Source organism: Mycobacterium heckeshornense (genome assembly GCF_016592155.1).
GTDB lineage: Bacteria > Actinomycetota > Actinomycetes > Mycobacteriales > Mycobacteriaceae > Mycobacterium > Mycobacterium heckeshornense.
Genome location: NZ_AP024237.1, coordinates 2,055,890 through 2,069,406, shown reverse-complemented (window position 1 = coordinate 2,069,406; position 13,517 = coordinate 2,055,890). Strand labels below are relative to the sequence as shown.

Sequence of the window (13,517 nt, the reverse complement as noted above, 5' to 3'; positions counted from 1 at the left end):
GCAAGTCGGCCCCGGAGCGACTCATTCAGCAAGCGTATGGCCGCGCGCGCGGCGGCGCATGACCGCCGGTGCGGCTCAACAGTACAGGCACCCGCGAAGTAACCTGACCACTGTGAAGCTGGGCGGTAAGAAAGCCAACGGCGGCGCACCGGGCGACGCCGAGTCGGTGGTGGCCAGCGATCTCGCGGCCCCGGCGCCCGGCCGTTCCCGGACCACTGCACCCAAGGGACGGCCCACGCCCAAACGCGACACCGCGCGTCGCCGCGGCCCGGTCGTGCCCGCCCCGATGACCGCCGCGGAAGCCCGCGCCCGCCGCAAAGCCTTGGCCGGCCCGAAGCTCAGCCGGGAGGAACGCCGGGCGGACAAGGCAGCGCGACGGGCTCAGATGACGGAGCGGCGGGAACGGATGATGGCCGGTGAAGAAGCGTACTTGCTGCCCCGCGACCGGGGTCCAGTGCGCCGATTCGTCCGCGACGTGGTGGACGCCCGCCGCAACGCGCTGGGCTTGTTCATGCCGGCCACCCTGGGCCTGCTGTTCATCATGCTCGCGGTCCCGCAGCTGCAGATCTACATGTCGCCGGCGATGATGGTCCTGATCGTGATCATGGCGATCGACGGGATCCTGTTAGGCCGCAAGGTTGCCAAGCGCGTCGACGAGAAGTTCCCGGACAATACCGAAAGCCGCTGGAAGCTCGGCTGGTACGCATTCGGCCGGGCCTCGCAGCTGCGCCGGATGCGAGCACCCCGGCCTCAGGTCACCCGCGGCAGCCGTGTTGTCTAGCCGTCGTTGGAAAGCCCACTGATCTACCGTGCGGACCCTTGTGCTCGGCGGAATCAGGTCCGGCAAGTCCCGGTGGGCGGAGGCCGCCATCGCCGAGTCCGTGCCGCCTGACCAACCGGTGCGCTACTTGGCCACCGGCGGGGCCGGGGACGGCGACGAGGACTGGTCGCGCCGGGTAGCCGAGCACCGCAGCCGTCGACCCGCCCACTGGTCGACTGTCGAAACCGATGACATCGCCACGTGTTTGCGGCAGTCGCCGGACATTCCGACGCTGGTCGACGATATCGGCGGCTGGCTGACCGCCACACTGGATCGCGAGCGCGCCTGGAACACCGGATCCGTGGTGGTCGACGTCGAAGAAGTTGTCGCCGCGGTGCGTGCGTTCCGCGCGCCACTGGTGCTGGTCAGCTCGGAGGTCGGATTGAGCCTGGTGCCCACCACCGCATCCGGCCGTCGCTTCGTCGACGAGCTGGGGGCCCTCAACCAGCGCCTGGCCGCGCTCTGCGACCGGGTGGTGTTGCTGGTGGCCGGCCAGCCGCTGCCGATCAAGGTGGCGACCCGATGACTTTCCCGACGGTGCCGCCCCCGGATGCCGAGGCCGCCGCGGCCGCGCGAGTCCGGCAGGACACCCTGACCAAACCGCCCGGCTCCCTGGGGCGCCTGGAAGACCTGTCGGTGTGGATAGCGTCATGCCAAAGTCGTTGCCCGCCAAGCCAATTTGAGCGTGTCCGGGTGGTAGTGTTTGCCGGTGACCATGGCGTCGCGGAATACGGTGTGTCGGCATACCCGCCCCGGGTGACCGCGCAGATGGTCGCCAACATCGATGCCGGCGGCGCGGCGATCAATGCGGTGGCGCAGATCGCCGGCGCGACCGTGCGAGTCGCCGACCTGGCCGTCGACGCTGACCCGCTGTCGGAACGGATCGGCGCCCACAAGGTGCGCCGTGGCAGCGGCAACATCGCGGTGCGGGACGCGCTTTCCGACGAGGAGACCGCCGCGGCAATACAGGCGGGACGTCAAATCGCCGACGAAGAGGTCGACGCCGGAGCCGATCTGCTCATCGCCGGCGATATGGGTATTGGGAATACCACCCCGGCAACGGTTTTGGTGGCTGCCCTGACCGGCGCCGAACCGGTTGCCGTAGTCGGCTACGGGACGGGAATCGACGACGCCGGTTGGGCGCGCAAAACAGCCGCGGTGCGCGATGCCCTGTTTCGGGCTGGGCCGGTCCTCTCCGACCCGGTGGGGTTGCTGCGGTGTTGCGGTGGGGCGGATCTTGCGGCGATCGCCGGGTTTTGCGCGCAGGCCGCGGTGCGCCGCACGCCGCTATTGCTCGACGGGCTGACGGTGACAGCTGCCGCGTTGGTCGCCGAGCGCCTGGCACCGGGTGCGCGGTTGTGGTGGCAGGCTGCTCACCGCTCCGCCGAACCGGCTCACGCGCTGGCGCTGGCGCAGCTGGGCCTGGACCCGATCCTGGATCTGCGGATGCGGCTCGGCGAGGGCACCGGCGCGGCGGTGGCGGTGCCGGTGCTGCGCGCCGCCGTGGCCGCGCTGTCGTCGATGGCGACGTTCTCTTCAGCCGGTGTCGCGACCCGCACCGATGCTGTCCACGAGGTCTCGTGATTCGGTCGCTGGCAACAGCTTTCGCGTTCGAAACGGTGCTGCCCGGGATGGGTAGCCGCCCGCTGGGCCGCGGCGCCATGACCGCGCTGCCGGTGGTCGGCGCTGTGCTGGGTGTGCTGGCCGCTGCGGTGACCTGGGTTGGCTCGCTGGCGTTCGGTTCCGCCGGCCCGCTGCCCGGGTTTCTCGCGGTGGCCTGCCTGGTGGCGGCGACGCGAGGTCTGCACATCGACGGCGTCGCCGACACCGCCGACGGTCTGGGCTGCTACGGGCCCGCGCCGCGGGCGCTCGAGGTGATGCGTGACGGTTGCACCGGGCCGCTGGGCGTGGTCGCCGTCGTGTTGGTCATTGCGCTGGACGGCCTTGCCTTTTCGGCGTTGAGCCCGGCCGCGATCGTGGTGGCGGTTTGCGCCGGCCGGGTTGCCGCCGTGCTGGCCTGTCGCCGATCGGTGCCCGCGGCCCAAGGCAGCACCCTGGGGGCCTCGGTCGCGGGGACCCAGCCCGCCGTGGCCGTGACGGCGTGGATCGTGGTGCTAATGGTGGCGTCGCTGTGGGCGGGTTCGTCGCGCTGGCAGGGACCGGTCGCGGTGTTGGCCGCTCTGCTTGGTGGTGCCGGGCTGGTGGCGCACTGTGTGCGCCGTTTCGGCGGCATCACCGGCGATGTGCTGGGGGCCGCGATTGAAGCGACCACCACGGTGACCGCGGTGCTGCTGGCCGCGGTTTAGGGGTGGTTAGCCAAGGCGCGCCATCCAGCCGTGGGTATCGGCGAAAGTGCCGCGCTGGATTCCGGTCAGCGTGTCGCGCAACGCCATGGTGACTTCGCCGGGTTCGCCGTCGGCGACGGTGAATTCAATGTCGCCGTATTTCACGTGCGATATCGGGGTGATGACGGCCGCGGTGCCGCAGGCGAACACCTCGGTGATCTCGCCGGCAGCGGTTTTCTTCTGCCACTCGTCGATGTCGATTTTGCGTTCCTCGACCCCGATGCCCGCATCGGTAGCCAACTGCAGCAACGAATCTCGTGTTATGCCGGGAAGCAATGAGCCGGACAGCTCGGGGGTGACCAGCCGCGCCGACGCGCCGCTGCCGAACACGAAGAAGATGTTCATTCCGCCCATCTCTTCGATGTAGCGGCGTTCGACGGCGTCGAGCCACACCACTTGCTCGCAACCGTGTTCGGCGGCTTGGGCCTGAGCCACCAACGAGGCCGCGTAGTTGCCACCGAACTTGGCCGCACCGGTGCCGCCCGGGGCGGCCCGCACATACTCGGTGGACACCCACACGGTAACCGGCCTGATACCGTGCTTGAAGTAGGCGCCCGCGGGGGAGGCGATCACCAGGTAGCGGTACTGCTTTGCCGGGCGAACCCCTAGTCCGGGCTCGGTGGCGAAGATGAACGGCCGCAGATACAGCGACTCCTCGCCGCCGGCGGAGGGCACCCAGTCATGGTCGACGGCGATCAGCTGGCGCAGGGATTCGATGAACAGCTCGTCGGGCAATTCCGGGATCGCGAGCCGCCGCGCCGAGGCACGCATCCGGGCGGCGTTGGCCTGGGCGCGAAACGACACGATGGACCCGTCGGCCCAGCGATAGGCCTTCAGCCCTTCGAAGATTCCTTGTGCGTAATGCAGGACGATCGCCGACGGATCGAGTTCAACCGGGCCGTACGGAATGACCTGCGCATCATGCCAACCCTGGCCATCGGTGTAGTCGATCGACACCATGTGGTCGGTGTGGTATTTGCCGAAACCCGGATCGGCCAGAATCGATTCGCGTACCTCGCCGGGCGTCGGGTTCGCAGTGGGCAAAACCGTGAACTCGAGGAGGCCGCTGGTCATTCTGCGATTGTATATATGCGCGTCTACCGGGTTTTCGGTTCAACGAACGGTGGGCGCACCACCTCGCATTCGAGGGCGCGGCCCCGCACGTCGACGGTAACGTGCTGCCCGTCCTCGACCCCGGCGTCGGTGTCGATCAGCGCCAATGCGATGCCGGTTTTCAATGTCGGAGAAAATGTCCCCGACGTGGTGACCCCGATTTTGGTGTCCCCGTCGAACACCGCTAAGCCGGGCCGCAGCACTCCACGGTCGACCGCGCGCAGCCCGCGCAGCAGCCGCCGCGGGCCCGCAGCCTTCTCGGCCACCAGGGCGTCGCGCCCGAAAAATGTCTCCTTCGTCCAGCCGATTGCCCAGCCGCACCGGGCCTGCACCGGCGAGATCTCGGCCGAGAGTTCATGACCGTGCAGCGGGTAGCCCATCTCGGTGCGCAGTGTGTCGCGAGCGCCCAGCCCGGCCGGCTGCCCGCCCGCGGCGGTGACGGCGGTGAGCAGCGCATCGAACAGCACGTTGGCCGATTCCCAGGGGGGCATCAACTCGTAGCCGTGTTCACCGGTGTAGCCGCTGCGGCAGACCCGCACCGGCACGCCGGAAAATGACGCGTCGGCGTATGCCATGTAGTCCATGCGGGTCGGCAACCCCAGTTCTTCGAGCACCTCGGGCGAGCGGGGGCCCTGGACCGCCAGCACCGCATACGAGCGATGCTCGTTGGTGATCGTCACCCCGGCGGGCGCGGCCGCCTGCAGGGCGGCGACCACCGCGTCGGTGTTGGCGGCATTGGGCACCAGAAAGATTTCGTCGTCGCCGATGTAGTAAGCGATCAGGTCGTCGATGACGCCGCCGGACTCGTTGCAGCACAACGTGTATTGGGCTTTGCCCGGTCCGATGCGGGTCAGGTCGTTGGTGAGCGCGGCGTTGACGAACCGCACGGCGCCCGCGCCGCGTACCGACACCTTACCCAGATGGCTGACGTCGAACAGGCCAACGGCATTGCGGGTGGCGTTGTGTTCGCTGACCGTACCGGCATACGACAGCGGCATCAGCCAGCCGCTGAACTCGGCGAAATTTGCGCCGAGTTCGCGGTGGCGGTCTTCCAGCGGTCCATGCTGCAGCTCGTTGCTCACGAGACTCGACCCTAACGGGCGGTGGTTAGGGTGAAACCCGTGAGCACACATACCGGTTACCAGTCCCCCTCCGTCGCTGTCGCCTCCTCGCTGCCGCGCCGCGGCGTCGGCAAGTCCGTGCTGATCGTTCCGGTGGTCTCGGCTGGTGATGAGGACCGACCACGCGCGACGGTCGCCACAACCGAACCGTTCCTGGACGCCGACGCGGTCACGGAGATCGAGACAAGTCTGCATGCGTTGGGCGCCAAGGGCGGCTCCGAGCAGGTGCACCGGCTGATAGCGCCGTCATTGCCGGTGGGCAGTGTGCTGACGGTCGGGCTGGGCAAACCCCGTGAGGAGTGGCCGGCCGACGTCGTTCGCCGCGCCGCGGGGGCGGCCGCACGAGCACTGAACGGAGCAGAAGCGGTGATCACGACGCTTTCGCAACTGGATGCTGCCGCCGCGGTCGAGGGGCTGATCTTGGGAAGCTACCGGTTCACCGAGTTCCGCACCGCCAAGACGGCACCCAAAGAGCCCGGGCTGGGCAAGATCACGGTGTTATCCACCGACAAGGACGCGAAGAGGAAAGCCAGCCATGCCGCGGCTGTGGCAACCGCCGTCGCGACCGCGCGGGACTTGGTCAACACCCCGCCCAGCCACCTGTATCCCGCCGAATTCGCTGACCGCGCAAAGGCTTTGGGTGAATCAGCTGGGCTGGATGTCGAGGTGCTCGATGAGAAAGCGCTGCAGAAGGCCGGTTACGGCGGGGTGATCGGAGTCGGCAAGGGTTCGTCGCGGCCGCCGCGGCTGGTCCGGCTGATCCACCGCGGGTCGCGGCTGGCGAAAAACCCCAAGCAGGCCAAAAAGGTTGCGTTGGTCGGGAAGGGCATCACCTTTGACACGGGTGGAATCTCGATCAAACCGGCCGCCAACATGCACTACATGACCTCTGACATGGGCGGCGCGGCGGCGGTCATCGCCACCGTGGCGCTGGCCGCGCACCTGGAGTTGCCGATCGACGTGATCGCCACGGTGCCGATGGCCGAGAACATGCCGTCAGGAACCGCCCAGCGCCCCGGTGATGTCTTGACGCACTACGGCGGTACCACCAGTGAGGTGCTCAACACCGACGCGGAAGGCCGGCTGATTTTGGCCGACGCCATCGTGCGTGCGTGCGAGGACAAACCTGACTACCTGATCGAGACGTCGACGTTGACCGGTGCGCAGGCGGTGGCGCTGGGCGCCCGCACGCCCGGAGTGATGGGCAGCGACGAGTTCCGCGACCGGGTGGCCGCGATCTCACAGCAAGTGGGCGAGAACGGCTGGCCGATGCCGCTGCCCGAGGAACTCAAGGACGATTTGAAGTCGACAGTGGCCGACTTGGCGAACGTCACCGGGCAACGCTTCGCCGGAATGCTGGTGGCCGGGACTTACCTGCGGGAATTCGTCGCCGAAGGAGTGGCCTGGGCGCACATCGACGTCGCCACACCCGCATACAACACCGGCAGCCCGTGGGGCTACACCCCGAAGGGCGGCACCGGTGTCCCGACCCGCACGATGATCGCCGTCCTCGAGGACATCGCAGAGAACGGCTAGGGACAAGCGGCGTAGAAGCGCTGCCCTATCCGGAGGCGGGCGGCGGCGGTACCACCACAACTGTCGCACCGGGCATCGCTGCCAGGGTCGCCGCGACCTTTTCGGCGATCTCTGCCGTGGAGATGCCCGCGGTGTTCGACGTGGGGATCGCCGCTATCCGCGCCGCCGGGTTCGCCGCTTCCTTGGCCGCGGGCTTCGCGGCGGCTGGCGTGGCGACAGCTGTGCTGACCGCCGGCGTACCCCGGGCGGCAAGACCGCCCATGCCGCTGCCCGCCAAACTCGCCAATGCCATTCCGGTGTAGGGGTTTTCGGCATCTTCCGCTACGACAACGGGCGCTGCGCCGGCGCCGTTGGTCGACAACGCCCTGGCCAGTTGGCGAATCTCCACGGGAGTGGCCCAGCTCTGCGGTACCGATAGCGCGCCGATCGAAGCGGACCGGCCCGCGCCGGCAAAGACCGGAGCTCGCGTCCTGCCGGTTGCATCCGGCTGGGCGGCCAGCCTCGCTTGCCCGCCCAGCCGAAGCCCGCCGCCCTCCTCTTTCTGCGGCGGCGGGTTTTTGGCGTCGGCGATGGCGTCCCGGTTGACCTGTCTGGCTAGGTTGGCTGCGCTGACGCTCATGTTGACAGCCCCTACGGCGACGTTGGCCCCCACGAGGACGTCAATCCCCCCAAGTTCGCCAAATTCCAGGAAGGTCAGTGATCTGGCACCCCCCAGGGCGGCCGGTGCAGCGGCTTGGGCGACCGCCGCGGCCTGGCGGACCACGCCGGCCGAATTGACCGTTCCCGGCGGGGTGGTGAACGGGGTGAACTTCGATGCTGCCGCCGAGGAACTGGCATAGCTTTCCATGGCTGCAACATCCTGGGCCCACATTTCGCTGTACTGCGCTTCGGTGGCCGCGATCGCCGGGGTGTTCTGGCCCAAAATGTTTGTCGCGATGAGCGAGGCGAGCTGGGCGCGATTCTGCGCGACGACCGCTGGGGGCACCGTCATCGCGAACGCCGCCTCGTAGGCGCTGGCCGCGGCCCCGGCCTGGGCCGCGACCTGCTCAGCCTGGGCGGCGGTGGTGGTCAGCCATCCCGCGTAGCGGGCCGCCGCTGCCGCCATCGACGCCGACGCCGGGCCCTGCCACGGTTGGCTGATGAGTGCCGAAATCGCTGAGGAATAGAAGGCCGCTGTCGACTGCAACTGGGTGGCCAACTTTTCCCAGGCCGCCGCCGCCGTCATCAGCGGTGTGGAGCCAGGACCGGAATAGATTCGGGTCGAGTTGATTTCAGGTGGCAACAGCGGGAAATCGAACAGCCCAAAATCCATCGCTAGGCACCTCCCAGAGCAGCAGCGGTTGCATTGGCCGCTTCGGTGTCGGCGTAGGAATGTGCGTTGCTCGTCAGCACGGCCACGAACTGGTCGTGAATTGCTGCGGCCTGCGCACTGACGGCCTGATAGCTCTGGGCGTGGGCGGTGAAGTGGGCCGCCGTCAGCGCCGACACCTCGTCCGCCGCGGCGGGAACCATCCCGACGGTCGGGCTAGCCGCTGCCGCGTTCTGTGCGCTCAGGGCTGAGCCAGTGCTGGCCAAGTCGCCTGCAACGGTGACGAGCATGTCGGGTTGGACGGATACGAAAGACATTTCTTTCCTCTCGGGTCACTGTCCGCTCCGGGACGGTCGTGCACCGCCGCTGCGTTGACGCGTTGGTGCGCGATGACGCCTGCCCCGCGAAGCGAAGACAGGCGTAGTACCGGGCACCATCCGGGCGGACGGTCGGACCTTTCAGGCCGGCTCGGACGAGGTGGTCATCGAAGCCTGACAATTCGACGTCGATTATGCGGTCAATCCCTTCCCTTTCTCACGACGAAGCGAGATGTCAGCAGAGATAGTTGCACAAAATTGTCAACGGCGGCCCGATATTCGAAGAATGGTCGAATTTACAACGAATTTAAGCGTCACAAAGCTGCTAGCTGTTGCGGCGCTGCCGTTGAGTCCAGCGGCCCATAATTGAAGGTTTACGGTAGCCATCAAGATCACCAGTCGGGATGTCGAACATGTCGTCGCCCAGGTCTTGTTTCTCCCCGGGGAGAATCGGCACTTCCACACTTTTCTGAAATGACAGGGCCGCACTTTGAATCACCACTGTGACACAAAGCAGGACTATCCATAGCCATGCTTCGCGTGCACCGATATGCGCAGCCGGATTTGTCGGAGGCAACGAAACAATGGACCGTATTATCACGGCGCCGACGATGGCGACAGTAATGTATGGGATGACCCGTCGGACGGTTCGGGCGATATCGCTCGTGGGTGATTCCGAACGCCGGCGTTTGACCCCACCGAGCCATGCCGCTGCGCAGACGATCAAGATCGCTAGCGGTATGGGAATCGCAAGCTGGGTTGCGTTGTCCCAGAAGGGCTGCAGTGGCCGGTGGGTTTGCTGATCACCCAGCGCGACCGCCAGATGCGGCAGGGTGGCTTCGACAAAGAAAACGGTCATCGGGGGAACGAGCACCGTTTGCATGAATACGCAGTGTTGGGTGAGCACGCCAGCCGAACCCGAAATAAACTGCACAATGGCGTAAAGCAACATATAGGTGGAAGCCCCGAACGACACAGCGGCTAGTACTTCTACAGACGCGGCTCGGCCGTCGGTGAGGGCGCACCCCTGCTCGCCGGCCAGCAGGCTATATCGCAGGGCTGTCAGAAACAGACCAAGGAATCCGCACACCAGTGCAATTCCGACCGACGTGTCATGGTCAACCTCACGCACACCCGGCGAATGGCCGTCGGCGCGGCGCCGATAAGCACGGTCGAGCACGAGGTTTATGACGACAAACGCAAAACCGGCGAGGATACCGGTGAACTGCGCATAGCTCCGAGCCACGATCGATGGATCGAAGCCACTCCAGAGTACGCAGGAGTCGGCAATGTGTTCCGTGGGCATCGCGGACATACTATGTCAGCGGCCGACGGCGCACCGGGAAATTGATGGCCGGTTTTTGCGGGAATTCATCGCCGATTCGGCCGCGCTGGCCACATCGACGTCCGGCGGCCCATGCGTCACCTAGGTGGTTGCCGCCGGATGGTACGACTGGAAAAAGGGCAACCAGCACCGGTTGCTCACGTTGCGTCCGACATCGACGGAGACACCGCTCATGGCCTTGGCTATCGGCGCTCTGCTCGCGTTGGGTTCTGCGCTGTGCGTCGCTATCGGCGACGTAGTCCAGCAACGTGCAGCGCACCGGGTCACCGAGGGACCGGTGGGGCACGTGCAGTTGCTGGAAAAGCTGCTCCGGGACCGATGCTGGCAGTTGGGCGCGCTGGTGCCGTCGTGTTGGACGTCACAGACCCGCTGAGCGTCGCGGGCGGACGGTTCCTATTGCAGACTCGCGACGGCGCGGGGCAATGCACGCCGCATGACGGGCCCGCGGACATCAAACTCGGGCTGGGTGAGCTGGCAACGATCTACATGGGTGCGCATCGCGCATACGAACTTCACCGAGCGAACCGCATCACCGAATTGCGCAGCGGTGCGCTGCGCAATCTGGATGCCGCCTTCGCGACCGAGCGGGTGCCGTACTGCGGCACGCTGTTCTGATACCGTCATCGAGTGTGGAATTGCCACACGCATGAGACGAAATCGCATGGCATAAGCCCACATTCGACGCGGCTATTTCGTCAGCAGCGAGAGAACCGTGCGGGTCAGCTTGCGCCGCGGCCAGCCTGTCCAGCCATCTGCCGCCAACGCCGCGTTGGCGGCGTTGCGGCCGCAGGCGCCGTGCACCGAGCCTCCCGGTGTGGCTGACACGCTGCCCAGATACAGCCCTTCGACGGGGGTTTCGGCTCGGCCCATCCCGGGGGCAGGACGAAAGACCAGCATCTGCTGCAGTTGAGCGGTTCCGCCGTTGAGCGCCCCGAGATGCAGGTTCGCGTCACGGGCTTCGAGATCCGAAGGGCGTTGCGCGGACCGGTCGATCACAAGGACCCGAAACCCAGATCTGCTGGCAGGAGGCGCGCACATCACGGGACGCGGACAGCTCTCGTGTGGCAGTCATCGGCAAGGTCCTTTCGCATCGGGCTGATTGCTGCGGGGGTACCCAACGGCGCCGACGACAATGCGCCAGACTCAGGTCAACACTGCGTCGACGCAGGTCGAACGGTGACGTGGCCGCTGCTCAGCCCGGCTTCGGGCGAAATACCGTTTACCGGTCGACCGCATTGGCTAACCTCGCACTACTTGACATCGTGGGAAAGGGGCGCGGGCGTGACGGTGCGGCGGTTGATCTTGTTGGTGGGCGCGGTGCTGCTGGTGGCCGGTGTCGTCGGCCTGCTGCTACCGGTGTCGGTGACCCAAGAGGGTGGCGGATCCATTGGTTGCGGCAACGCCGTCGCGTCAAACCTCCAGGAAGCCAAGGACAAGACTCCCCCCGGACATCCCGATCGTCAGTCAGCTTGTCCCGCACCGCAATTACGTGGCCGAATGTAATTCGGAGCTGGCGGGCCGGCGCTCGTGGTCGATCCCGTTGACGGTGATCGGGGTCATCACCGTTATCGGTGCACTGTTCGTCCGAAGGTCGGGGGGGCGCGGTGGCCGGCGACGTTTGACCCCGGGCTACACCAGGCGCCCGCGCGCGGTGCTGCGCAGCACTTGCGGAGCGATCCGCGACAGCCCGTAGAGCAGGTACGCCTCCGGGGTCACCGGGCGGATCGCCTTGCGCTTTTTGACCGCGGACACGATCGCGTCGGCCACCTTGTCCGGCCCGTAGCGCCGCAACGAAAACATCCTCTGCAGCTGGTCTCGACGGCCCTCGATCCGCTCAGCGGCCCACGACGGCGCGTCGAATCGGGTGGTGTGCACGATGTTGGTGTCGATAATGCCCGGACAGACCGTGGTCAGCCCCACCCCCGCCGCGTCAAGCTCGGCGCGCAGGCAATCGGAGAACATGTACACGGCGGCCTTGGACGTGCAGTAGGCGCTCAGCGACTGCAAGGGCGCCCAGGCGGCCATCGAGGACACGTTGACGATGTGCCCGCCGGTGCCGCGCTCGACCAGCCGCCGGGCGAACGCGCGGCACCCGTTGACCACCCCGCCGAGGTTGACGTCGAGCACCCGGTCGAACCGCTCGGGTGGGGTGTCCAGGAAGCGACCGGCCTGCCCGATGCCGGCGTTGTTGACGACGATGTCGGGCACGCCGTGCTCGGCGCAGAGCTGTTCGGCGAACGCCTCGACGGCGTCGGCGTCGGCGACGTCAAGGGGATACGGGTGCGCGACGCCGCCTTCGGCGGCGATTTGCGCGGCGGTGTCCTTGGCTGCGGTTTCATCGATGTCGCTGACCACGACCTCGGCACCCTCGCGCGCGAACGCCCGGGCGGTGGCGCGGCCGATGCCGCTGCCGGCTCCGGTCACCGCGACCAGCATGTCGCCGAAGCACTTTCGGCTGCGCCCGACCTCAGCGCGCAGCAGCGCGCGGCAGGGCGGTTTGCCGTCGAGGAAATCGACGAGTTCATGCACCGCCATGGCCAGCACCTGCGGGTGCGACATCGGTGACCAGTGGCCGGCCTTGATGTCGCGCCGCCACAGCCGCGGCACCCAGCGCGCGGTGGCGTCGTAGCCGTAGGGGCGCACGTAGGGGTCTTCGGTGTTGACGATGAGTTGAACCGGCACGGCGACATAGTGGTCTCGCCGCGCACCGGCGAAGGATCGAAAATAGTTGGCGCGGTAGGTCTTTACTGAATAGGCCGCATCACTGGCAAGGCTCGCCGAGTGGTGGACCTGCCCACCGGGAATACCTTTGACAAGTCGGCGTCGAATTGCCTTGCTGGACAGGGCTAGTCGAACAATAAGCGGTGCCAGTACCGGTATCGAGAAGACCGCCATGTAGCTCAGCCGCAATGCCTGGCTGAGCGCCCTGGCGAAGGTTCGCGGGCGGTAGGGTCGGCGCAGGCCGCTGACGATGTAGTCGACGAGATGATGTTGACTGGGACCGGACAGCGATGTGAACGAGGCGACCCGGTCGCGGGCTTCGGGGCGGCCCAGGTACTCCCAGACCCCGACCGATCCCCAGTCGTGGGCCAGCGCATGCACCGGCCGGTCCGGGCTGCAGGCGTCGATCACCGCGGCGAAGTCGTCGGCGAAATGCGCCATCGTGTAGGCCGAGGCGGGTTTGGGTGCCGCCGACCCGCCGACGCCGCGGTTGTCGTAACGGATCACCCGGAATCGTTCGGCGAGCAGCGGAACGACACCGTCCCACAGCACATGCGAGTCGGGCCAGCCGTGGACCAGCACCACGGCCGGGCCGTCGCGGTTGCCTTCTTCGTAGACGGCGATACGGACACCGTCGGCGCTGTCGACGAAGCGCTGTGCTGGTTGCTGGGACGCTGGCATAGGACCTCCGCCCGTACCTGCCAGTAGCCAATACCGTTGGTAGCAAGCACCTTGGTCCGGTTCGCCCAGCTATGTCAAGCCGGGGCCTCAGTCCGCTGCGCCCTGGCTGAATGCCGGCAGCACCACAGTGACAGGATGGTTTCGACATCAGTTGGGTGCCACCACCGGTAGACGACGGTGTGGTAAGCCGGAGGTCGAGCCACGCCGAC

The 13,517-nt window shown here is 66.9% G+C and carries 12 protein-coding genes and 3 pseudogenes; 8 read left to right on the top strand and 7 right to left on the bottom strand.

What is annotated here, in order from left to right; all coding sequences use genetic code 11:
- Positions 1-112: 112 nt before the first annotated feature.
- The 4 genes from MHEC_RS09920 to MHEC_RS09905 are packed head-to-tail and all read left to right on the top strand — an operon-like array spanning position 113 to position 3,126.
- Positions 113-781, top strand: coding sequence for a DUF3043 domain-containing protein (locus MHEC_RS09920; protein ID WP_048892476.1), 669 nt, complete (start codon positions 113-115; stop codon positions 779-781).
- 28 nt (positions 782-809) lie between these two features.
- The gene (locus tag MHEC_RS09915; RefSeq protein WP_048892460.1) at positions 810-1,346 is read left to right on the top strand and encodes a bifunctional adenosylcobinamide kinase/adenosylcobinamide-phosphate guanylyltransferase; all 537 of its coding nucleotides are present in this window, start codon (positions 810-812) and stop codon (positions 1,344-1,346) included.
- Positions 1,343-2,404: a nicotinate-nucleotide--dimethylbenzimidazole phosphoribosyltransferase gene (cobT, locus tag MHEC_RS09910; RefSeq protein WP_048892459.1), complete on the top strand. Its 1,062-nt coding sequence runs from the start codon at positions 1,343-1,345 to the stop codon at positions 2,402-2,404. The genes MHEC_RS09915 and cobT overlap by 4 nt, the downstream gene beginning before the upstream one ends.
- On the top strand, positions 2,401-3,126 hold the full coding sequence (locus MHEC_RS09905; RefSeq protein WP_048892458.1) for an adenosylcobinamide-GDP ribazoletransferase: 726 nt from the start codon (positions 2,401-2,403) through the stop codon (positions 3,124-3,126). Before cobT ends, MHEC_RS09905 begins: the two co-directional genes overlap by 4 nt.
- A gap of 6 nt (positions 3,127-3,132) precedes the next feature.
- Here MHEC_RS09905 and MHEC_RS09900 read toward each other — a convergent pair whose 3' ends face one another.
- Together MHEC_RS09900 and gcvT are read right to left on the bottom strand one after the other, a co-directional pair.
- Positions 3,133-4,239: a branched-chain amino acid aminotransferase gene (locus tag MHEC_RS09900; protein ID WP_048892457.1), complete on the bottom strand. Its 1,107-nt coding sequence runs from the start codon at positions 4,237-4,239 to the stop codon at positions 3,133-3,135.
- A 23-nt stretch (positions 4,240-4,262) separates the two neighbouring features.
- Positions 4,263-5,360 carry a glycine cleavage system aminomethyltransferase GcvT gene (gene gcvT, locus MHEC_RS09895; protein WP_048892456.1) on the bottom strand — a complete coding sequence of 366 codons (1,098 nt, stop codon included), beginning with the start codon at positions 5,358-5,360 and terminating at the stop codon, positions 4,263-4,265.
- A gap of 39 nt (positions 5,361-5,399) precedes the next feature.
- On the opposite strand from gcvT, the gene MHEC_RS09890 reads away from it, so the two are divergent.
- Positions 5,400-6,935 carry a leucyl aminopeptidase gene (locus MHEC_RS09890; RefSeq protein ID WP_048892475.1) on the top strand — a complete coding sequence of 512 codons (1,536 nt, stop codon included), beginning with the start codon at positions 5,400-5,402 and terminating at the stop codon, positions 6,933-6,935.
- A gap of 25 nt (positions 6,936-6,960) precedes the next feature.
- Here the strand turns inward: MHEC_RS09890 and MHEC_RS09885 are convergent, their stop codons facing one another.
- The 3 genes from MHEC_RS09885 to MHEC_RS09875 all read right to left on the bottom strand — a co-directional run bounded on the left by MHEC_RS09885 (position 6,961) and on the right by MHEC_RS09875 (position 9,867).
- Positions 6,961-8,247: a PPE family protein gene (locus MHEC_RS09885; protein WP_048892455.1), complete on the bottom strand. Its 1,287-nt coding sequence runs from the start codon at positions 8,245-8,247 to the stop codon at positions 6,961-6,963.
- 2 nt (positions 8,248-8,249) lie between these two features.
- Positions 8,250-8,561, bottom strand: a complete 312-nt coding sequence (locus tag MHEC_RS09880) for a PE family protein (protein WP_048892454.1) — start codon at positions 8,559-8,561, stop codon at positions 8,250-8,252.
- 325 nt (positions 8,562-8,886) lie between these two features.
- Positions 8,887-9,867: a hypothetical protein gene (locus tag MHEC_RS09875; protein ID WP_142358683.1), complete on the bottom strand. Its 981-nt coding sequence runs from the start codon at positions 9,865-9,867 to the stop codon at positions 8,887-8,889.
- 211 nt (positions 9,868-10,078) lie between these two features.
- Here MHEC_RS09875 and MHEC_RS24130 point away from each other — a divergent pair, with 211 nt between their 5' ends.
- Both MHEC_RS24130 and MHEC_RS24125 read left to right on the top strand, forming a co-directional pair.
- Positions 10,079-10,279: a DMT family transporter gene (locus tag MHEC_RS24130; RefSeq protein WP_235434884.1), complete on the top strand. Its 201-nt coding sequence runs from the start codon at positions 10,079-10,081 to the stop codon at positions 10,277-10,279.
- Positions 10,252-10,521 (top strand): annotated as a pseudogene (locus MHEC_RS24125) (sterol carrier protein domain-containing protein); the annotation flags it as partial. The gene MHEC_RS24130 and the pseudogene MHEC_RS24125, both read left to right, overlap by 28 nt.
- Before the next feature lie 72 nt (positions 10,522-10,593).
- Here the strand turns inward: MHEC_RS24125 and MHEC_RS09865 are convergent.
- Positions 10,594-10,917: pseudogene (locus tag MHEC_RS09865) on the bottom strand (NAD(P)/FAD-dependent oxidoreductase); the annotation flags it as partial.
- A gap of 270 nt (positions 10,918-11,187) precedes the next feature.
- Here MHEC_RS09865 and MHEC_RS09860 point away from each other — a divergent pair.
- Positions 11,188-11,515 (top strand): annotated as a pseudogene (locus tag MHEC_RS09860) (aminopeptidase); the annotation flags it as partial.
- Between the two features lie 20 nt (positions 11,516-11,535).
- Here the strand turns inward: MHEC_RS09860 and MHEC_RS09855 are convergent.
- A complete protein-coding gene (locus MHEC_RS09855) occupies positions 11,536-13,308 on the bottom strand; it encodes an SDR family oxidoreductase (RefSeq protein WP_048892449.1) in 1,773 nt (590 codons plus the stop codon).
- Positions 13,309-13,517: the final 209 nt, after the last annotated feature.

Excerpts from the sequence above, each read along its gene's own strand:
- cobT (WP_048892459.1), top strand. The coding sequence starts at position 1,343 with ATGACTTTCCCGACGGTGCCGCCCCCGGATGCCGAGGCCGCCGCGGCC.
- MHEC_RS09900 (WP_048892457.1), bottom strand. The coding sequence starts at position 4,239 with ATGACCAGCGGCCTCCTCGAGTTCACGGTTTTGCCCACTGCGAACCCG.
- MHEC_RS09885 (WP_048892455.1), bottom strand. The coding sequence starts at position 8,247 with ATGGATTTTGGGCTGTTCGATTTCCCGCTGTTGCCACCTGAAATCAAC.
- MHEC_RS09880 (WP_048892454.1), bottom strand. The coding sequence starts at position 8,561 with ATGTCTTTCGTATCCGTCCAACCCGACATGCTCGTCACCGTTGCAGGC.
- MHEC_RS09875 (WP_142358683.1), bottom strand. The coding sequence starts at position 9,867 with ATGCCCACGGAACACATTGCCGACTCCTGCGTACTCTGGAGTGGCTTC.
- MHEC_RS24130 (WP_235434884.1), top strand. The coding sequence starts at position 10,079 with ATGGCCTTGGCTATCGGCGCTCTGCTCGCGTTGGGTTCTGCGCTGTGC.
- MHEC_RS09855 (WP_048892449.1), bottom strand. The coding sequence starts at position 13,308 with ATGCCAGCGTCCCAGCAACCAGCACAGCGCTTCGTCGACAGCGCCGAC.